Origin of the sequence: Lysinibacillus alkalisoli (assembly GCF_014643595.1) — a bacterium.
In the GTDB taxonomy this organism is placed as follows: Bacteria; Bacillota; Bacilli; order Bacillales_A; family Planococcaceae; genus Metalysinibacillus; species Metalysinibacillus alkalisoli.
Window position 1 is genome coordinate 132,257 of the sequence record NZ_BMJT01000001.1, and the last position, 20,913, is coordinate 153,169.

Consider the following 20,913-nt stretch of genomic DNA (forward strand, 5'->3'; position numbering starts at 1 on the left):
TAGTATAAAGGAGTTATAATTACTTTGAAAACATTTAGTATGACGGCGACTAGCAACTTTTTGAAAAACTACCACGTCAAATAAATAGTAACATATGAAAAAGTTATAGCTTTTATATCATAGCAAGGGGGATGAATCATGAAGAAATTTGCTGTTGTTTTAGTAGCAAGTAGTGTTTTATTAGCCGCTTGTGGCACCGACCAAAAAGAGGATAAAAAAGAGGAAAAAGAAACTTCGCAAACGACTAACGGAAGCCATACAACAAATCAAGAAGATACTAACCAAGAAAATGACAATAATCAAGAAGGTGAGGAAGAAGAAATGAACTCACAATTTGTTAAGTTTGAAGGTAAAGTAAAAGAAGTCAATACAGCAGAAGCGCTTGAAGATAATACAATTATTGTAAATGATACAACAAATCAAGATGAAGAATTACACATTCAGATTCATAAAAAAACAAAATTTTATAACTCTAATGGCGAAGAAATCAATATAGAAGCTATTAAACCAGAAAGTACCATCACGGTTTATATGGACAGTAGCCGACCAGTCCCTATGATTTATCCACCACGTTATATTGTCGATGTAGTTATTGTAGATGACGGCGAAGTCAACTTTGCTGACGTAGCAAAATTTGATGATAAGCTAGTCAGTGATACGAATAGTGTTAAGTTGATTGAAAATGAAGATACGATAATCGTAGATGATGAGGGTAATGAAAAAACGTGGGAAGATGTAAAAAATGCAAATGCCATTGTCTTTTACACAGCTTCAACTAGAAGCATTCCTGCACAAACATCACCAAGTAAAGTTGTAATCACAAAAGTGACGGAGTTAGAGGCAACAGAATAACGTAATAAAAGGGCATGGACGAGTTAACTCGTCCATGCCCTTTGTGAGTTATGAGAGAGAGGTCTGCGGTTGCGATGTTAGTGTTACGCCAACAATAACAATAAAACTTGTAATCAATCCTAAAATAATAGGAAGTGTTGACGTAATTCCAAAGATGATAAAGGAAATAAAAATAACACATGAGCTTGTAATAATGGCTGAAAAAGCAGCCTTGCTCGTCACACGTTTCCAGTAGAGACCAATAATAAGTGGCATAAAAATGGCGCCAGATAAGATAGCATAAGCCATATCAAGAGCAACTAAAATATTTTGAATCCATAGCGAACAAGCGATAGCGATTAATCCTAGCGTAAGGATGACAAGACGAGATGTGCTAATGACTTGGCGCTCTGTCATATCTTTTCGAATATAGACTTTAATAATATCATTGGTAATTAATGTAGCGGAAGCAAAGATAGCGCCTGAAGCGTTAGACATTAAAGCTGAGCATACACTTGCTAGTACTAAACCTAAAAGACCAGCGGGTAAAATTTCTAATGCTAAACTCGTAAAAGCAGATTGTGAATCTGTTAAGTTAGGTAGCAACACAAGTGCACACATCCCAACAATACTTAATGCTAAACCGTACAATACACTGTATATGCCAGCACTGATGGCACTCTTTTTTGCTACCTTATCACTTTTAGCCGTGAATACACGTTGCCAAATATCTTGTGACACCATTAAGCCGAAGAAATAGAGTAAGAAATATTGAAAAATACGATCCCACCCGATATTTGTTAATGATAAATGTGACTCAGGTACAGCGTTAAATAAAGCAGTTAAGCCTCCTACTTCGTAAACGCTTACAGGGAACATAATAAAGAAGACACCGGTAGTCATAACAACAAATTGAATCATATCTGTTAAAGTGATACTCCACATCCCACCTAAAATAGTATAGAATAGTACGATCCCGCCACCTATCATCATTGAAGGTGTCAGTGCCCACCCTAATAACACATGAATCACACTCCCCATACCAATGATTTGTGTGACAACGACCATCAATGTATAAATAGCTGTGACAATAGCACTGATTAATTGCGTACCCTCACCAAAGCGACGCCCTAATAGTTGACTAATGGTGAAAACATCTTCACCACTAATTTTATTAATAACGAATAGTCCCATAGCAGCAATGCCAAATCCCATCATAGATACAAACCAAAAGCCAGAAATCCCGTATTCATAGCCCAATGTAGTTGACCCCATTGTAGCTGCACCACCTATAATAACAGCAGCTAAACAACCTACATGGCTAAAATAACCTAGGCGACTACCAGCTAAAACAAAGTCTTTTTCAGACTTTGCTTTTTTGATGCCAATCACACCTACAAGGATTAAAACGGTGAAATAAAGTAAAAGAACAAGTGTGTCGAGGAAGTTCATTTACACGCCCCCAGTCATGATAGAGGCTTCATACGCTGTAAGCGCTTCGTCAAGGTATTGTATACCTTGATCTAAATGTTCCTTGTCAATTGTTAAAGGTGGCATCATACGAATGACTTCACTTTTATTACCACTTAAATATAAAATAACGCCTTGATCTAAACAACGGTGTAAAATGTCCATTAAACCTTCTGGGTTCGCTTGTTTGGTGATAGGGTCAATAATTTCAATACCAATCATCAGCCCAATCCCTCGTACTTGGCCGAGGCAAGCATGCTTTTCGCGTAATTGTATTAATTTATTTAATGCGTACTCACCCATAACTTTGGCATTGTTAGGTAAGTCCTCCATTTGCATAACATCAATAGTGGCACAAGCGGCTGCGCAGGCTACAGGGTTGCCCCCAAATGTTGTGCTATGACTACCTATCGTCCATTGTTCCATTAACGCTTGTGAAGCGACTGTAGCGCTTAATGGTAGCCCGCTCGCAATCCCTTTGGCAATAGCCATAATGTCAGGCGTTACACCAAAACGGTTTGCCGCAAACCAGTCGCCTGTTCGTCCAAAGCCTGTTTGCACTTCATCAAAAATAAGTAAGATACCATGTTGATTACAAATTTCACGTATTTTCTTCAACCAGCTTTGAGGTGGAATGACATAGCCGCCTTCACCAAGTATAGGCTCTAAAATAACAGCTGCCACTTCACTTGGTGCCACTTGATGATTGAATAAACGCTCAAAATCTTTTTCTAATTGAGCAGGCCAATACTGCTCTGGGTCGAGACCTTCAGGTGTTTCGTTAATTTGCGCATAAGGGAGTTGGTAGGTAAAGTTAGCACCAACAGGTAATGATGTGCGATATTTGCTCTTAGAAGTAGTAACGCTTAAGGCTCCCATCGTACGACCATGGAAACCACCAAAGAATGAAACAATATAAGGTCGCTTTGTTGTATGACGTGCTAATTTTATTGCCCCTTCAATTGCTTCAGCGCCACTATTCCCAAAGAAGAAGCAATCGAGAGGTGGAGGTAAGATTTCGCGTAATTTTAAAGCCAGTGTATGAATAGATGCATAATTAATAATGCCGATTGGGCCATGTACAAGCTCATCGAGTTGATGTTTAATCGCTTCAATTACTTTAGGGTGTCGATGCCCTGTATTTTCTGTAGCAATCCCTGATGTAAAATCCAAATATTTTTTGCCATCAGCACCAAAATAAAATAACCCTTCTGATTTTATGACATGTAAGTTTGGAAAATCTTTTGCCATAGTTGGTGCCAACAGTCCCTCTGTATTGTGGTGTGTAAATTGTGTCATATCGTGAACCCCCATCTTGATGTTATTGCTAGAATTTTCGTGCAATTTCAACGAACTGTCAAACTCGTAGTATTAAAAAATTTAATAGGTAAAAAAAGGTTTTTGATAATGTGATCTGACAGCACGAAGAACAGTAAAGTAGCTTATAATATAGGGAAGCAAGATGTAATAAACAAGGGGTGTCACTATGGAGTTACGTCATTTAAAAACATTTCAAACTGTGGCGGAGTGTTTAAGTATTACGAAGGCAGCACAGCAACTAGGTTATACACAACCAACCGTCACACTACAAATGCAAGCATTAGAAAAAGAGTTATGCCATGTATTAATTACAAAGGTAGGGAGAAGCATGGTACTAACAGCAGCAGGTAAACAATTAAAACAACATGTAGATGAATTGTTTATTTTAATGAATAAGATGGAAAAAGATATGGAAGAACTTAGAGACCCATCAGGCAAATTAATGATAGCAGCATCTGAGCATTATTGTGGCCAACGATTACATCCTATTATTAAAGCGTATGAATCGGCCTATCCTAATGTACACGTTCATCTCATACCCTTAAATAGTCACCATGCATTAGCTAGTGTGAAAAATAATGTAGCAGATATTGCTATCGTGGCAGAGGCAAATGAAACCTCCACCATTCAAACGCTACCATTAGAGCAAGAGCATGCTTTAGTGGTGGCAAGTACAACAATGGCACAACATAAGACATTGCATCATTTACTACAGGAGACACCATTTATCTCATATGATGAACACTGTAGCTTTGCGTCCATTATTGACAAATATTTTGCCCATCATGAGCAACAGCCCACCTCAACTATCGTAGTGGGAGGCAGCGATGCTATGATTAAAAGAGCTGTGTTGAATGATGTGGGCTATGCCATCATTGGCGAAAATGCTGTGAAAAAAGAGATTGAACAAGGCATAATCCAAGCGTTACAAAGTATTGTACCTGTTATTCAAACCTCAGCTTTATTTTTAAAAGCGCGTCGTAATGAACCAAATATTATGACGTTCATTACATTTTTAAAAAATGCTTGGGCATTAAAAGCCGATTAACAAGTACGTAGGAAAATTCATTCATTGGGGGGATACAATGTTAAATCAGTTAGACCGTCAAGTTTATGAAAATTACAGTGCATTGCAACCTCATACGTCATTAGATGAAGCGCTTGAGCAACAACATGTCATCACACATTCCAAATTTCCACAAGCAGTGGGTAAAGTATTAGCCTTATCGACCTTTCTAGAAGATGAAGAAACCGCAGCAAATATTATTTTTGCAACAGCTCGTAAATATTGGGGGAGGCTGTCGATTTCTACAGCACAGTCTATGGAAACAGTAGGGTTTAATATTGAGCAACTGCATACACAATTGGATGATTTTTTTTATTCACAACAAGGTAAGGAAAATTTCTTTGCCCATTTAGCTGTTCACAACAGTATGAACTGGCATCAATTTATGCAAATCTTATTACAGCGCGAAGTAACAGTAGCATCGGATACAGCACTAAAAGAAATTTATTTATACGAATGGCAAGCTCGTTATATGCCGCATATCATTATGGTGACGCAACAAAGCTTTTGGTATGCTTTGTTAGCCAAAAAAATAAATAGCCTATTACTACAACTCCCACTTCATACCATACCTAAAATGGCACAGTTGCAACAGCAATGGTATAACGCTTTACAAGAGGCATATGGGCGTGAGAAAAACTTTGTAATATGGCGTGAGAGAATCGTAACAAGCACTTACGAATTTGTGAATCGTAACACCGCAGCATACTCTATTGCTCAAAAGCAATGGCTGTTATCTTTAGTATTTTTGTTATCGCAATCGTGTGAGCGCAATGCCAAACAGATTGAGCATTACATTCAAGATATTTGGCAACGAGATGAGGATAAATTGCCATTAACAGATACAGAAAAAGTAGCGCTGCATTTTGTACAATTAAAGATTGCTGTGTATTACGCTAATGATGATAAAGTCATTACCATTTCAGACTATTTGCTTACTAAAGAGCGACTCCAGCGTAATGCCATAAAAATAATGCTACATTATGATGTGTTGCCGAGTTACCCACCAAGCCCTTCACAAATTGTAAAATGTTATGACAAAAACTATATGGAGTTTATGTACTATGTAGTGATTCAATCTTTGTTCAAACAAAAAGCGTATCGTGCCATTATGCAATTAGTAAAAAAAGATGCACTAGCTACTTGTGATCGTATACAAAAGTTAGCATTAGGGCAGGCTAATTATGAAGCTTTGCCCTTGCAAGAGGGCGTGTCACACAAGTGTTTGCAACAGAGTAGTGCGCATATTGAACGCATCCAAGTGGCATGTGAACAAACTCAGCACAAAGCATTGGCTAAACGGCTAAGAATGTTGCAAGAGAAATTAAGCATACAAATGAGATAAAAATAGCCTGTTACCTAAAAAGAATAACAAGGTATGCATAAAAGGGCTGCTGTTAGGGAGCAATACGGAGAGTAGCATCCGTGAGAAGTAGTGAAAAGATTTCTTATCTTGATATGTCGCCTGTGCATTTTTACATCAAAAAATGGTGAGACCAATTGCATTTTGGTCTCACCATCTTTTTTCAGCGCGATGTTGTGCTACGTGTATTTTTCTTATGGCTTGTGATTAAAATGCTGCCTCAGTAGCGTTGTCTAATACTTCTTGAGGGATAACGATTTCTTCTACTTTATTTACGTCACTATACGTAATGTTTGAGTCCATATCCATGTTCATTTTTTGACCTTCAATGTCCATCGTCATTACCATAGCAAGTTCTAATTGTTTAATATCATATGTTTTTTTATCAACATAAATCACATAGTCGGCTTTTTCAATTGTAGTTCCTTTTAATACATCTTCACTTTGTAGTTCAGCAGGTAATGTTGCCGATGCCTGATTTTGAATTAAAGTGTTGAATTTTTCACCTTCAGCATTCAACGTTAAAATAAATTCATCACCTTTTTCGGTCACTTTAAAGTCTTTCATAAATGGTTTAAGTTGCTCAAGTTGTTGTTTAGCGTCAGCAGATTGGTTTTGATTTAACATCGTATCTGTTAATTCAGCAGGCATTTTCATCCATGCACCAGTAGCATCTGCGACAAATACACCTTTCTCCTTATCTAAATACATTTCAGTAGGTGTTGTTTGCTCCTCACCAGATGCTGGGTCTGTCCCTTTAACCTCACCTTTTAAATGCATAGCCATTGGATCAACAATCATTTCCATTGTCATTTTAGATGAAGAATTCATTTCTAATTTCTCGCCTTCAGCTTCAACTGACATTTTTTGAGTTGTGTCGATATCCGCTTTAGTACTTTTTAGTTCGCCTTGACGTTCTGTTGTCTTGTTGAATACATCTTCAACAGATACAGAGCTTGCTTTTTCTGTTTGTTCTTCTTTTGCTGGTTCAGATGAAGAAGAAGTGCCTTTATCACCACATGCAGCTAAAGATAGCGCAAGAGCACCTGCACTTAAACCAATAAAAATTTTCTTCATGGAATAAATCCTCCTAAAGTAAGATATAAAAATACTACATTTAAAAATCGGCAAAAGATACACAATTTTATAAAAAAAAGCCTTTAGTACATATGAAAACATTAATTTTAATACCAAAATACCTATAAAAATACCATTTAATTAACTTTTATGATAAGATTTTTTTGGTTAAAAATTGTTGTATCATTTCTTCTGTATATCCAATAGAACGTAACACCTCTTCATTATGTTCGCCTAATTTAGCACCTTTATGTTTATAAACAGGAGGCGCGTCAGAAAACTTAATCGGAGAAGCAATTTGCTGTTGTCCATCAATAGAAGTAATCATTTCTCTAGCGCGTATTTGCGGATGGTTACAGGCTTCTTCAAAAGTTAAAACAGGCTCCACACAACCATGGAAGTCGTCATTAAAAATAGTGCGCCATTCATCAAATGTTTTGGATAAAAAAGCATCGTGTACGGCATCTTTAAATCTTTTTTGTGTATAAGCCGAGTCATTAAATGAATTATGAATTAATTCAGGTATGTCTAATGCTTCACATAGCAGTTTTCTAAATTGAGGCTCTAAACTACCTACAGAAAAGAAACGCCCATCTTTTGTTTTATAATAATCGTAAAATGTGCCGCCATTTAAGATTTCCGTTTCGGCTTGTGCCACATGTCCGCTACCAAAATACGTAGCGCCTGCTAGCGCATTAAACGAAAATACAGCATCAGTCATACTAATATCGACATATTGTCCTTTACCCGTTTTCTCGCGATGTAATGCTGCAGATAGCACCCCTACTACTGCATGTAAAGCACCACCCGCCATATCAGCAATTTGCATACCCATAGCTACAGGTTTTTTATTTTGATGTCGAGAATAATCTAATAACCCTGCTACTGATAAATAATTGTTGTCATGTCCAGGTCGATTGCTGAAGGGCCCTGTTTGCCCATAACCTGTGATGGAACAATAAATAAGTTTTGGATTAATGGCACGTAATGCCTCATAATCTAAGCCTAATCGCTGCATTACACCAGGTCTAAAACCTTCAATAATAATGTCATACTCCATTATTAGCTTTTGTATGATTTCGATGGCCTCAGGTGTCTTTAAATTTAATGTTAAAGAACGTTTTGAGCGATTAATATGCTGATGAATGTAAGATTCCTTCTCATCGTCATATGGTGGCATAATACGCATCAAGTCAACCCGATTAGAAGACTCAATATGTATGACATCTGCACCTAAATCCGCAAACATCATCGTAGCCATTGGCCCAGGTAATAATGAAGAGAAATCTAAAACTTTTAACCCTTGTAAAATCGTCAAACTTTTCATCCCCCTTTTTTATAATCCCTTTGTTTTCTGTATTAATACAGATTTAAAAATATTAAATAGTATTATAACAGAGCGTTTTCTGAAAGTATATGCTAAAAATCGTGAAAGAATAGGACTCAAACTTTCAAAAAACAGTACGATAAGTAGAACGTATAGCACAAAAAAATTATGTATGTCATAATAAAATGATGTATGTCAACCTTATTCTATTTGATGATAAATAATAGCGATTGAGAGAGGCTATAACGTATGAAAAAAGTCGAAAAAGATAAAATACAATTAAAATATTTAATGACAGGTTTTATTTTACTTGGCTATATTCTCATTGTGACATTTGGTTTAATCATTGCTCAAGTAGTAATTAAAAAATCTTTTTTAGATGAGACAATAGAACATAATCAAACGTATGCTGCAAAATTAGCAAAAACAGCAGATCAGTTTTTAGAAGAGGCGCAAGCTACACTAAAGTATAGCGCTGATATCATTCAAGAGAATTTAACCAATTATGAAGAACTGGGCGAAGAGGCGACAAGATTAGAAAAGCAAACCCATTATTTTAACTCAACCGTTGTCACAACGGAGGCGCGTGAGGTAATAGCTGTCTCGCCAAGCTCCATACCGGTGGCTGGCAAGACGTTAGATTCTATAGGTGCACGTGCAGCTAATCAAGCTAAAAAACCATTCATTACGAATCCATACTTGACGATAACAGATCGTCTCGTTGTTTTTATATCACAACCTTTGTTTGATAATAATCAAATGTACCGAGGGCTTGTTGGGGGAACGTTATATTTACAAAATCATAACTCTTTTTATGAGCTATTAGGGAAGCATCCTTACAATGACGATTCACAAGTGTATGTTGTGGGATCAAATGGTGAGATTATCTTTCATGAAGATTTAAAACGAATTGGCGATAAAATCCCAAAACGTATGATCGAAAAAATAAGCACTAAATCTCAAGATGGTCTTAAAGAAACAATTGACGGGGAGAAATATGTAGTAGGATATAGTAAATTACAACAAGCCGATTGGTATATTGTGTTACAGCGCCCTTATACTTTAGTGACAGACCCAGCGATTACAGTAGTGAAAAAAATTGCAATCGCTACGTTACCATTCTTTATCGTGATGATTATTATTACGATTTATGCGACCTTGCATATTGTACGCCCTATTCAAAAATTGGCGCATTATACAGAGGAGAGCTTAAAGACGAAGAATGTAGAGCGTATTAAAGAGGTGCCAAGCTATTATAGGGAGGCACAATCATTGAAGCGTTCATTAGTACGCAGCCTATCCTCCTTACATAGCCAAGTGGAGTTTTTACAAAATCAAGCTTCCACCGATGCTTTAACAGGATTAATGAATCGTCGAACGATGGAAGAAGTGTTGACGAATTGGGAAAATAATCACTATGATTATGCCGTTATTATGTTAGATTTAGATCGTTTCAAACGTGTTAATGACACTTATGGGCATGCGATTGGTGATGAGGTATTACAGTTTTTAGCACGGCATATTTTAGCGAACACAAGCCCGCAAGATATTTGTTGTCGTTACGGAGGCGAGGAGTTTATTATTTTGTTACCTCATACGCCTTTAGAAGAAGCTTATCGTGTTGCAGAAAACTTGAGGCAAGTAGTATCTAGTGTGGAAAGCCCAACAGGAAGCATCGTAACGATGTCTGCTGGCGTAGCAGATATGCATGCTGCTGCCCCAACAGCAAAGTCAGTGATTAAATTGGCGGATAAAGCGCTCTATCGTGCAAAAGAAGAAGGACGTAACCGTGTTTATACGTATTTAACAGAATAACAAAATCATGACCATGTCATATGTAAAAATTTTGAGCATATGGCATGGTTATTTTGTATGGAAGAAAAGAACGAAACCGTATTGAATTATATTGGATTTAACCGATATAACAGAAAGAGATATAGTTGTTTTTTTTAGAAGGAGGTAGACTTACATGAGCAAAAAACATGTACGAAAGGTTAGTAAAGCAGCTGTAATTGCGGCATTAGCTTCGGGTACAATTGCCTATACATTGCCGACATCTGTACAGGCGGCTTCTCCATTTAGTGATGTGGACCCAAGTAGCTCACATTATGACAATATCATTCAGTTGTATGAATTAGGTTATGTGCAAGGGTTTAGAGGGAAGTATATGCCCAATCAATCCGTCACGCGTGCTCAAGCAGCTAAAATGTTAGCGCAAATGTTACAACTTGATACCACAAATGTAAAAGACCCAGGTTATACAGATGTGAGCCATAATTATGAGATGTATCCGTATATTGCCGCATTAGCTGAGGCTAATATTATGACAGGTTATAAAAAGAAGTTTCAGCCATATGAGCCTGTAACACGTAGTCAAATGGCAAAGATGTTAGTGCTAGGGTATAACTTTGATGTTGCATCATCTATTCAACCACGTTTTATTGATGTGGACGAAAAGACGAGTAATGCGGTTTATATTCAAAGTTTAGTTGATATGGGGATTACAAGAGGTACTACCCATAATACATATTCGCCATATAAACCAGTGACTCGTGCACAGATGGCAACATTTTTAATTACTTCTGACAAAGTAAGTACAGAGCAAAGGGAATATAAAATTACAAATGTTGATGGCAACACCGTTTATATTAATGGTGTCGCTTATAAAGTAGGTACAAAACTTAAGCCATTTATTAATAACCGCAATGCTAATGTATTAAAAGGCGCGACCATTGAAGGCGTTTTTAGAGGTAAAGAGCTTGTAGAGTTACAAAAGCTCACAATTAATGCGAGCGGTGCATCAGCATCACGTATGTTAACGTTTGATGGAGATTATGAGACATTGCAAGCGGATGTAGTCATTAATGGCAATCATATTTTGTTCCGTAATATGTATATTCAAGGACATGTGTTAATTAATGAGACAGTGCGTCCGCCGTTGACGCAATTTTTAACCTATAGTCAGCGTCAAATGTTTTTAACAGAAGGGTTCGCCACACGATTGCAAGTTAGAGATCGCGATGTAATTGACTGGGGTAATGGCAATCAATCTGAAATGAATCCTGTTGAAAAGAACATTCGCTTTGAAAATGCCGAAGTAGCACGTATGACGGTTTCACAAAATAAAACACGTATTACAACTGACACAGTTATTGGACGTCTAGAAGTGATTGGTGAAGTTCAAGAAATTGAAGTGATTGGTGATGTAAAATACTTCCATGTTAATAATGCCACACCATTAACAATCTTTGGTGAGGGTCATATTAAACATATGCAATACGACAGTTTATATGACTTGCAAATTTATTACGAAGGCACTATTGATAAATTAGTTGTGGATAATATTTATGGCTGGATTGATTTAGGTGAATACACATATATTGAGGAAGTGATTTTACCAGTAGGTGAGTCTCCGAATAATATTTTTGATGATTATTTAGAGGATCATACTAATATTACGGTAATTGAAGACTCAGATGGCAATCCAGTAGATAAAGACCCTATTGAAAACCAAAAGCCATCAGACCGTACACCACCTGTTTTAAAAATTGTTGAGATTAGTGCAGCTGGTACAAATGCGGAAATTAAATTTTCAAGTAATGAACGTGGCACTTATTATTATATTGTGCAAAAGAAAGAAAAAGATATGAAGCCACCTTCAGGACGAGATTTAATCGAACAAATCCCTGGAAAATATGATGATAATGGCACAGGCGCCATGCGTGTTGGTGAAAACAGTTTCACAGCAACAGGTTTGGCTGAAAAAGAAACATACGTCGTTTACATTATTGGAATTGATGGCTCTAAAAACGTATCGTCTACAGTGAGCCAAGAATTCCAGTTAAAAGATGCTACACCACCACGTGTCAATCATTTAAAAGCAACACCATTACACGGTGGACAGCGCGCGGGTGTAACATTTACCGCAAGTGAACCAGGCGATTATTATATTTATTATCGCCCTAAAACCACAGGGCAAACCCCTGCAACATTTGCAGAGATTAAAGCAAACGCACAAGTCACAGGCAAGGCAAAAGCAGATAAACTCGTCATTAACGAAACGTTAACTGGTCTAACTGCTGAAACTGAATATGAAGTATATGTAGCAATGATTGACCTGTCAGGCAATGAGTCTGTGGAGCCACAAGCAAAAACAGATCTGACAACATCAGCGCTTGATAATGTACCACCATATGTGACAAAGCCTTTATTGACCCCTTCAGACCGTGATAGTGCAAACCCAAGTATTTTCTATGTGCCTGTAAGTGAGGCTTTAGATAGAGAAACAGCAGAAGATGTGACAAACTATCGTTTAACAGGTGCGGCTATGGTAAATATACCTTCTCATGATAAGGATGGTGTGTTGCCGAAATCTGTAAAGTATATTGAAAATCGTAAAGTGTTAGCGATTGAGGTACCAGGTGATACAGGGCTAGTTAACTATGACAATATCGTCTTTACGGTTTTACCAGGTGTAAAAGATTTAGCCTTTAATGACTTTGAAAATGAGCAAAATATTGCAGCTGGCGAAAAGCCACGTAACTTTACGGAATACATTCATACAGATGCCACAATACCAAAATTAACACTTGATAAAGTGCAGTTGGATGAAGCTAATCGTGATAAGGCACTTGCTACATTTACAACAGATAAAGCGGGTACGTACTACTATATGATTATGCCAAAGCAAACGGATATGGCTGGTATTACATCACGTGATTTCTATGATGAGTTTGTTAATAACCCGTCAGGTAAATTCCAAGACGGTAATAAAAATAAATATGTCGGTGATTTACAACAACCTGCACCAGCAATGGTTGGTACACAAACAAAAGCGGTGAGTGTACCCGCATCAGAGTTAGATCCATTTGTCACCTACTCTTTATTTATGATTGTGCGTGACCGTTCAGGTAACTTATCACAAATTGTACAAAAAGACATCGTACAAGATACAATGCCACCTCAAGTTACAGTAAATAACTTGGATTTATTAAGTGGACAACAGGGCAAGGTGAAGCCACTCTTTGGTGACCGTACAGCTGAGATGAGTATTACAAGTGATGAAGCGGGTTATTTATATTATGTGATTGAAGAGGCAACAGGGCCTAATGATACAGGCTTTACAGATTACCGCGCACATGAGGTAAAGGCAAAAGGAAAACGAGCCGATTTAAATGCGACTACAGCAACAAAAGTGTTGTTAACGGGTCTTTCACCACATAAATATTATAAAGTGTATATTGCAGTGGAAGATGCCTATGGTAATTTAACGATGAAAGAGCAATCACATAAAAATAATGGACAACCTGTAGGCACAGAAAATCCAAATGCTCAACCTATGCATTACTTCTTCTTATCAGATGGCACATTGCCAACATTTATGAACCCATTAGGAATTTTTGAAAATGGTAAATATCGTGATATTTTAGAACGAGCAGATGGCATGAGCGAAGATGGCACAAATAATGTGAATCAATTAACACCAACCACACATGGTATTATCGTACGCCAAACAGGTGGTAAAGACTTTAAAGTAACGTTTAGTGAAGCAATTGCAAAAAATCCTACAACGGGTGAGCCTGTAAATTCATGGTCTGAGTTAAGTCCGTTCATTAAGATTAGCCCAGCACCACAAAATGCCACATTAACCATCCCACAAGACAATACAGGGAATGTATTAACATGGCAACCATATGAATTATTATTAACGTATGGTAATGAAATCACAGCAGATATTACACTAACGGTAACAGGCACAGACATTGCCAATTATAAATTTAAACCAGATATTGCGAAATACCGTATTATGCCAACAAACCTACCACCGATTAACTTAGTAGAAGCCCGCTTATTAAACCCTACTAATGCAGGTAGTGGCAGTAAAAATACCTCTAAGGAGCTACGCTTCTTATTTGAATCAAACATGGATGTAGAACAATGGCGTCCGAAACTATACTATGCAACAACAACAACAGATGTTACGACATTAACACCTACACAAATGGAGCAAGTTGTACAAGCGGTTGAAGATAAGAAGCAAAAACCAACCGGGATTATTGCGATGGGTGATATGCCATTCACACCATCAGCCGCAGTGGATGTATCATTACCATCAACTACAATTGATACTTTTATCGAAGGTCAACGTGTGCATGTCATTAGTAAAGATATGTATGGTAACTTACGTTTATCAGAATCAAATGGTGGCACAACAAATATTATTAAATAAATGTTTTACATGGCTTAGTGATCAAAACGTCACTAAGCCATTTTTATATTACCGCATTGTCACAAGTTATTCATACAACATGTGCACACAAAGTGAACCTCTATTAATAAGAGGCGTTGTATGTATTGAGGTGAATGAGATGAAAGAACCTGTTGATATTTTCTTAACCAAGTATGTAGAAGAAGTAACAGCAATTTTAGGGGATAACGTCTATGGCATTTACGTATATGGTTCTCTAGCTTTACAAGCTTTTCAACCAACGAGTGATATCGATTTACTTATTGTGACAAAATTTGATTTGACTAAACAAGAGGTAGGTAATTTGCGCAAGCTTCATAAAAAATTAGCTAAGAACGAACCTCTTTGTAAAAAAATAGATGGTATGTATATTCCGTTAATTGATTTAGAAAAGAACGAACCTTGTTATTATATTCATAAAGGTAAAGTGAAATATGGTGAGTGGGATACAAATGGCATTACGTGGTGGCTTTTAAAACATAAAGGCATTACATTATATGGTTCTCTCGCACAAACCCTACCCATTGAAGCAACATGGGACAATGTGAAAGCAACCCTACAATACAATTTATACGGGTATTGGCAACCAAAAACAAAGCATTTATTTTATTTTTGGCGTACCGAAGATTTTTTATTTGCGGTGACAACAATGGCACGTATTTATGCCTCGTATTTAACCGATCAAATTGTCTCTAAAAAAGAGGCATTACAATTAATGAAAAAGCAATCTCCACAACAATGGCATATCTTGTTTGAAGAAGCACAAGCGGCATTATCAGGTGCGAAGCTGACCAAAATACCGAATCGTATGACACGTGCTAAGCTGTGTCAGCAATTTTTGCAAGATGCCATTACAGGGCGTTTTGGTAAAGCGCATGCTGTAACATAAAGAAGTGTGGTTAGTTATTGTACTAAGTAGTAGTTTTGCCGAAAGTACATGATGAGTGCTTGTATGAAGCTATAAATAGCAAAGTGGTAAAGAGATAACCCTTCTCTTTACCACTTTGTTTTATGGTGGTGCAACAATAGGCTTAACTTAAGTGTGTGTTACGTGGACGCAGTAATCCCAAGTTTTCACGTAAGGTAGCGTTCATGTAATCTTTTTTAAACACCCCTCTTTGCTGCAACACAGGCACGACTTTATGTACAAAATCGTCTAGACCCTCTGGCAACACAGTTGGAATAAAGATAAAGCCATCTGCACCTTCTTCATGCAACCATTGTGCCATTTCGTCGGCAATCGTTTGAGGTGTACCAATAAATGACGCATGACGCCCTGTACTTTGCATAGCTTGTAAATGAATTGTCTGTTCTTCATAGTGTTTCTTTTTTTGATAAGCTTCTTCTACCGTATTCCCTACAATAATTTGTGCGCCAGGCATGATTAATAATTCATGATGTTGTCGCTTATAAGTTACTAAGCGTTTTTTTACATCCTTATAAAAGGTTTTGGCAATGTCTAGTGTAGGTAGCATTGTAAAAATAATGTCTGCCGTTTCAGCAGCACGCTCTTTAAAATGTTCGGAAACTCCTGCTTGTATAATAACGGGGTGACCTTGAGGGGGACGAGAGATACTTAAAGGGCCCTGTATGTCAAAGTAATCGCCTTGATGATTCGTTACATGCAATTTAGTGGCATCTGCAAAAATACCTTCTCTTTTATTTAAAATAACGGCCTCATCTTCCCAACTATCCCATAGTTTTTTTACGACGTGTAAAAATTCTTCTGTATATGCTGCACGCTCTTCCTCTGGTAATAGATCTGTTTTACCAAAATTGATATTTTCAAAGTCGCCTCGTGAACTGACAACGTTCCAAGCCGCACGACCACTACTCAGATGGTCAATAGAAGCAAACATACGTGCTATATGATAAGGCTCGTTATAAATAGTAGAAGCGGTAGCAGCTAGCCCAATACGTGATGTGCAAGGTAATAACGCAGTTAATAATGTAATAGGCTCTAGCCATAGGTTGTTTTTATACGTAATATCAGTGGGGCTTGCTAACATGGCGTAACGGTCTGGTTGAAAGACAAAATCCAATTTCCCTTCCTCAGCAGTTTGAATTAATTTTTGATAGGCGGATAATGGTTGATGAATAAAATTTTCGATAGGTGTGTTCTTCCAAGTGCCATGAGCTGAGGCAGGTGCAAGTAAAGTAGTAGCGAGTTTTAACATTTTCTTTTGTGGCATAATACTCTCCTTCCTAAAACACGCAATGTAACGGATTGTGTTTATCAATTAAATGGTAAGAGTTATGAGGCTAGGATACAAGATAGAAAAATGCCATCCTCAACCATATTTTATGGAGATGGCGTTTTATTTATAGGTCTAAAACAGGTCTTATTACTTATTTTCATAGAAATATGAAACACTATGACCTATAGTGTGACGATTGGATTTTGAATGCATACCTATTTTTTAGGCTAAATAAACTATTTTTATGTTTACTTTGAATTCAGCATAGTGTAATGTGCATTATATTATGATAATTAGATAAGGAGGAAGAACTATGCATTCCATACGGACGAAAATGAACGTTTTAATCCTTTCGTCAGTAATTATTTTAACGATTGTGTTAGCTATTTTTAATTTTTATTCTAAGAAGCAAGATTTAATGGAAAGTGCTGAACATAAATTAAATGCTGACTTGCATCTGAGCGCAGCATTAATTGACCAAACTTTTGGGGGAGATTGGACAATTAAAGAAGGTCAACTACATAAAGGGAATAAAAAAATAGCGAATGATACGGCATTAGTTGATAGATTAAATGAATTAACAGAAGGTAGTGCCGTTACTATCTTTCAACAAGATGAACGTGTGGCAACTAGTATTGTCACAAAAGGTGAGCGCATTGTAGGTACTAAAGCAGACCCTACTGTCAGCGAACAAGTTTTAGAAAAAAGAAAGCGTTATCAAGGTGAGGCCAATGTAAATGGTGTACATTATTTGACCGTCTACGAACCGATTTTTGATGCCAATGATCATGCGATTGGTATGTTGTTTATTGGTGTGCCTGCTAAAATCTATACAGATATTGTCATGAAATCAACTACGACGAATATTATAATTTCCATTATTGCCGTCGTAATTACAGCGCTCATTATGACATTTTTTATCCGCAGTCAGATTACACGTCCTTTAGGTCAATTAAGAGATACAGCTAATGAAGTGGCTGATTTAAATTTAACAAGTAAAGTGTTAAATGCTAAAGGAAAAGATGAAATCGCTCAACTAGCGAAGGCTTTCCAACGTATGCAACATCATTTGGCTGAAATTGCGAATCAACTTATTAATAGCTCTTCACAAGTGGCAGAATCAACTACGACGCTATCGATATCAACGGACCAAACAAGCGAAAGTATTAATGAAGTAAGTATAACGATTAGTTCTATTGCTAATCAGGCATCTGACCAAGCAGAAGAAGCGCATCAAATTGCAGATACTATGACAGAAACACTGCATAATATTAAAGAGAATACCGCCAAAGTACAATATGCGGTAGCTAAGGCACATGAGTCAACAGCTTTTGCGCATGAGGGGCAACAAACGATTGAACAAGCAGAGCAACATCTCACCATTGTAATGGGAGCTGCCGAGGACTCACGCACATCTGTTGAGAAATTAGGAGAACATTCTAAGCAAATTGATAATATTATTACAGTGATTACAGATATTGCAGACCAAACAAATTTACTTGCGCTTAATGCAGCAATTGAGGCAGCAAGAGCGGGTGAGCAAGGTAAAGGCTTTGCGGTTGTAGCAGATGAGGTGCGTAAATTAGCTGAGCAATCTAGTGAGTCAGCGCACCAAATTACAACATTAATTGTAAATATCCAAGGTGAAATCACTACGATGATGGATGTGATGCAGCGTAATATTGAAGCGTTGAAAGAACAAGCTCAACTTGTCCAAACAGGTGGTAAGGCATTTCATGAAATTGTTCATAAAATTGAAGAAACAGAAGCTCAAATGACATATTTAGAAGGCTTCTTCGAACAAACAGCTACTAAGATTACAAATGTCCAACATTTTACACAACGTATTATGGGCTCGGCAGAAGACTCAGCTGCTGTAACAGAAGAAGTGGCAGCGGCAACAGAAGAACAGTTAGCAGCCGTTGAAGAAGTTACAGCAAGTACCGAAGAGTTGGCGCAAATTGCTACGAACTTGCAAAAAGAAGCAAGTAAATTTACAACACATCGCCATGAATAAGATAAAAGGTGTAAATAACTCACTACTATCTCCTATAGCCGTCGTGTGTATCTTGTAAGTCACAAGATACACACGATTTTTTGATATGGATCCAATGCCGTAATAAAAATTAAAAATATCATTAAGTGATACTAAATACCTGTTTTTATGCACTTGAGTATAGTGAATCATGTAAAAATAAGATTGTATGGAAAGATTGACATAAATATGTGCTTTTTATGAAAAAGATTAAATCAAAAGTAATATATCTTTTACTTGTCATTGGTCAAAAAAGCTGTATTATATGGAAAGATCCAGCGCAGGGAGGCGTATTGTTTTATGAAATCGATCCGTACTAAAATTAATGTTGTTGTCATTGTCGCTATACTTTTGTTAACAACCATTTTAACTGTGTATAACTATCAATCTAAAAAACAGGATTTATTTTCAAGTGCTGAACATAAGCTATTATCCGATTTGACGCTCAGTAAAGCTTTTGTAGATGAGAAGATACCTGGGGAGTGGCAAATTAAAAATAACGAATTAGTTAAAGGCACGACATCCATGAATGATAATAATACATTGTTGGACCACTTAAAGGAACTTACGCAAGGGAATACATATACGATTGTACAAAATAATGTACGAGTCGCGACGACTGAAAGTGGTAATGAGGGAACTACTGTAGATCCAGCAGTAACAAAACAAGTAATCGAACAAAAAGAGAACTACATCGGACAAGTTGATGTTAATGGCAAACTATTTTTTACGGTGTATGAACCAATTCTATCTCAAAATGAAGTTATTGGTATGTTGTCTGTGGCAGTGCCAGCAGACACGTATCTTACGATTTTAAATCAATCTACTATGACAAATATTATCATTTCTGTTATCTTATTGGTGATAGCTATAGTTATGGTATCGTTATTTGTTTCTAAACAGATTGTAAAACCGATACAAGGTATTCGTAATACAGCGCTTGCGGTAGCTAAGTTAGACTTAACGACAAAATTATTCCAACCTAAGGGACAAGACGAGATTTCACAATTGGCTGAGGCATTTCATACGATGCAACTGCATTTACAAGAAGTCGCAGGTCAATTACAACATAGCTCCACACAAGTAGCAGACTCATCTAAAACATTAGCCGTAGCAGCCGAGCAAACAAGTGAAAGTGTGAGTGAAGTTAGTCAAACTATTAACGAGATTGCCACACAAGTGACTTCGCAAGCGGAAGGTGCGCACCATATTGCAGATACTATGACCGATATGGTAACAGAAGTGGAGCAAAATGATAGCAATGTGCAAAAAGCTGTTTTAAAGGCTAAAGAGTCTACTGTATCAGCACAAAAGGGTTATGATACGATTCAAGAGGCTGCCACACAGTTACAAACTGTAATGCAAACAGCTGAACAATCCAGGCAGTCTGTAGAACGATTAGGAGATTATTCTAGTCAAATTGATAATATCATCACAGTCATTACGAATATTGCAGACCAAACGAATTTATTAGCCTTAAACGCGGCAATTGAGGCAGCAAGAGCAGGTGAACAAGGTAAAGGTTTTGCGGTTGTAGCTGATGAGGTACGTCAGTTAGCAGAGCAATCCAGTGAATCAGCTCAACAAATCACCACCCTTATTACCAATATTCAAAGTGAAATTATGACAACTGTGCATGAAATCCAGCAAAATATTGCTGCGCTCAAATTACAAAATAATTTAGTACAAGAGAGTGGGCAAAGTTTTGATGACATTGTAGAAAAAATACAAGAAACAGAACAAGCGATGTCTTATTTACAAGCCTTTATTGCTAAGATGAATGGCAAAGTAGACGAGGTGCGCCAATTTACAGCTGCGATTATGGAGACAGCAGAAGACTCAGCAGCTGTTACAGAAGAAGTAGCAGCCAATTCTGAAGAGCAATTAGCTGTTGTCGAAGAAATTACAGCGAGTATAGAAGAACTCTCTCAAATTTCGAATAATCTTAAACAAGAAGCGGATAAATTTTCAATTTAGGT

13 protein-coding genes are annotated in these 20,913 nt (G+C 37.2%); 8 read left to right on the plus strand and 5 right to left on the minus strand.

All coding sequences use genetic code 11. From position 1 onward, the window contains the following. Window positions 1-138 precede the first annotated feature (138 nt). Complete coding sequence (locus tag IEW44_RS00595) at window positions 139-852, plus strand: hypothetical protein (RefSeq protein WP_188613074.1); 714 nt, start codon at window positions 139-141, stop codon at window positions 850-852. Between the two features lie 48 nt (window positions 853-900). Here the strand turns inward: IEW44_RS00595 and IEW44_RS00600 are convergent, their stop codons facing one another. Next, entirely contained in the window at window positions 901-2,283 is a 1,383-nt protein-coding gene (locus IEW44_RS00600; protein WP_188613075.1) for a sodium:solute symporter family protein, read from the minus strand. After that, on the minus strand, window positions 2,284-3,600 hold the full coding sequence (locus IEW44_RS00605) for an aspartate aminotransferase family protein (protein ID WP_188613076.1): 1,317 nt from the start codon (window positions 3,598-3,600) through the stop codon (window positions 2,284-2,286). It lies immediately after the preceding gene. Between the two features lie 187 nt (window positions 3,601-3,787). Between IEW44_RS00605 and IEW44_RS00610 the strand changes: the two genes are divergently transcribed. Together IEW44_RS00610 and IEW44_RS00615 are read left to right on the plus strand one after the other, a co-directional pair. Next, entirely contained in the window at window positions 3,788-4,669 is an 882-nt protein-coding gene (locus tag IEW44_RS00610; RefSeq protein WP_188613077.1) for a LysR family transcriptional regulator, read from the plus strand. Between the two features lie 37 nt (window positions 4,670-4,706). Continuing rightward, window positions 4,707-6,032, plus strand: a complete 1,326-nt coding sequence (locus tag IEW44_RS00615; RefSeq protein ID WP_188613078.1) for a hypothetical protein — start codon at window positions 4,707-4,709, stop codon at window positions 6,030-6,032. Window positions 6,033-6,257: 225 nt separating this feature from the next. Here the strand turns inward: IEW44_RS00615 and IEW44_RS00620 are convergent, their stop codons facing one another. Beyond that, window positions 6,258-7,127 carry a DUF6612 family protein gene (locus tag IEW44_RS00620; protein ID WP_188613079.1) on the minus strand — a complete coding sequence of 290 codons (870 nt, stop codon included), beginning with the start codon at window positions 7,125-7,127 and terminating at the stop codon, window positions 6,258-6,260. A 148-nt stretch (window positions 7,128-7,275) separates the two neighbouring features. Beyond that, window positions 7,276-8,445, minus strand: coding sequence for a CaiB/BaiF CoA transferase family protein (locus tag IEW44_RS00625; RefSeq protein WP_188613080.1), 1,170 nt, complete (start codon window positions 8,443-8,445; stop codon window positions 7,276-7,278). Between the two features lie 258 nt (window positions 8,446-8,703). Here IEW44_RS00625 and IEW44_RS00630 point away from each other — a divergent pair, with 258 nt between their 5' ends. From IEW44_RS00630 to IEW44_RS00640, 3 genes are all read left to right on the plus strand, one after another. Further along, the gene (locus IEW44_RS00630) at window positions 8,704-10,269 is read left to right on the plus strand and encodes a sensor domain-containing diguanylate cyclase (protein ID WP_188613081.1); all 1,566 of its coding nucleotides are present in this window, start codon (window positions 8,704-8,706) and stop codon (window positions 10,267-10,269) included. Between the two features lie 154 nt (window positions 10,270-10,423). Further along, a complete protein-coding gene (locus IEW44_RS00635) occupies window positions 10,424-14,683 on the plus strand; it encodes an S-layer homology domain-containing protein (RefSeq protein ID WP_188613082.1) in 4,260 nt (1,419 codons plus the stop codon). Between the two features lie 139 nt (window positions 14,684-14,822). Then, window positions 14,823-15,590, plus strand: coding sequence for a nucleotidyltransferase domain-containing protein (locus IEW44_RS00640; protein WP_188613083.1), 768 nt, complete (start codon window positions 14,823-14,825; stop codon window positions 15,588-15,590). Window positions 15,591-15,732: 142 nt separating this feature from the next. Here IEW44_RS00640 and IEW44_RS00645 read toward each other — a convergent pair whose 3' ends face one another. Then, window positions 15,733-16,893 carry an NtaA/DmoA family FMN-dependent monooxygenase gene (locus tag IEW44_RS00645; RefSeq protein ID WP_188613084.1) on the minus strand — a complete coding sequence of 387 codons (1,161 nt, stop codon included), beginning with the start codon at window positions 16,891-16,893 and terminating at the stop codon, window positions 15,733-15,735. A 319-nt stretch (window positions 16,894-17,212) separates the two neighbouring features. On the opposite strand from IEW44_RS00645, the gene IEW44_RS00650 reads away from it, so the two are divergent. Together IEW44_RS00650 and IEW44_RS00655 are read left to right on the plus strand one after the other, a co-directional pair. Next, a complete protein-coding gene (locus IEW44_RS00650) occupies window positions 17,213-18,916 on the plus strand; it encodes a methyl-accepting chemotaxis protein (protein WP_188613085.1) in 1,704 nt (567 codons plus the stop codon). A 318-nt stretch (window positions 18,917-19,234) separates the two neighbouring features. Further along, window positions 19,235-20,911: a methyl-accepting chemotaxis protein gene (locus IEW44_RS00655; protein WP_188613086.1), complete on the plus strand. Its 1,677-nt coding sequence runs from the start codon at window positions 19,235-19,237 to the stop codon at window positions 20,909-20,911. Window positions 20,912-20,913 lie beyond the last annotated feature (2 nt).

Excerpts from the sequence above, each read along its gene's own strand:
- IEW44_RS00600 (WP_188613075.1), bottom strand. The coding sequence starts at position 2,283 with ATGAACTTCCTCGACACACTTGTTCTTTTACTTTATTTCACCGTTTTA.
- IEW44_RS00615 (WP_188613078.1), top strand. The coding sequence starts at position 4,707 with ATGTTAAATCAGTTAGACCGTCAAGTTTATGAAAATTACAGTGCATTG.
- IEW44_RS00650 (WP_188613085.1), top strand. The coding sequence starts at position 17,213 with ATGCATTCCATACGGACGAAAATGAACGTTTTAATCCTTTCGTCAGTA.
- IEW44_RS00635 (WP_188613082.1), top strand. The coding sequence starts at position 10,424 with ATGAGCAAAAAACATGTACGAAAGGTTAGTAAAGCAGCTGTAATTGCG.
- IEW44_RS00630 (WP_188613081.1), top strand. The coding sequence starts at position 8,704 with ATGAAAAAAGTCGAAAAAGATAAAATACAATTAAAATATTTAATGACA.
- IEW44_RS00610 (WP_188613077.1), top strand. The coding sequence starts at position 3,788 with ATGGAGTTACGTCATTTAAAAACATTTCAAACTGTGGCGGAGTGTTTA.
- IEW44_RS00605 (WP_188613076.1), bottom strand. The coding sequence starts at position 3,600 with ATGACACAATTTACACACCACAATACAGAGGGACTGTTGGCACCAACT.
- IEW44_RS00620 (WP_188613079.1), bottom strand. The coding sequence starts at position 7,127 with ATGAAGAAAATTTTTATTGGTTTAAGTGCAGGTGCTCTTGCGCTATCT.
- IEW44_RS00595 (WP_188613074.1), top strand. The coding sequence starts at position 139 with ATGAAGAAATTTGCTGTTGTTTTAGTAGCAAGTAGTGTTTTATTAGCC.
- IEW44_RS00655 (WP_188613086.1), top strand. The coding sequence starts at position 19,235 with ATGAAATCGATCCGTACTAAAATTAATGTTGTTGTCATTGTCGCTATA.
- IEW44_RS00640 (WP_188613083.1), top strand. The coding sequence starts at position 14,823 with ATGAAAGAACCTGTTGATATTTTCTTAACCAAGTATGTAGAAGAAGTA.
- IEW44_RS00645 (WP_188613084.1), bottom strand. The coding sequence starts at position 16,893 with ATGCCACAAAAGAAAATGTTAAAACTCGCTACTACTTTACTTGCACCT.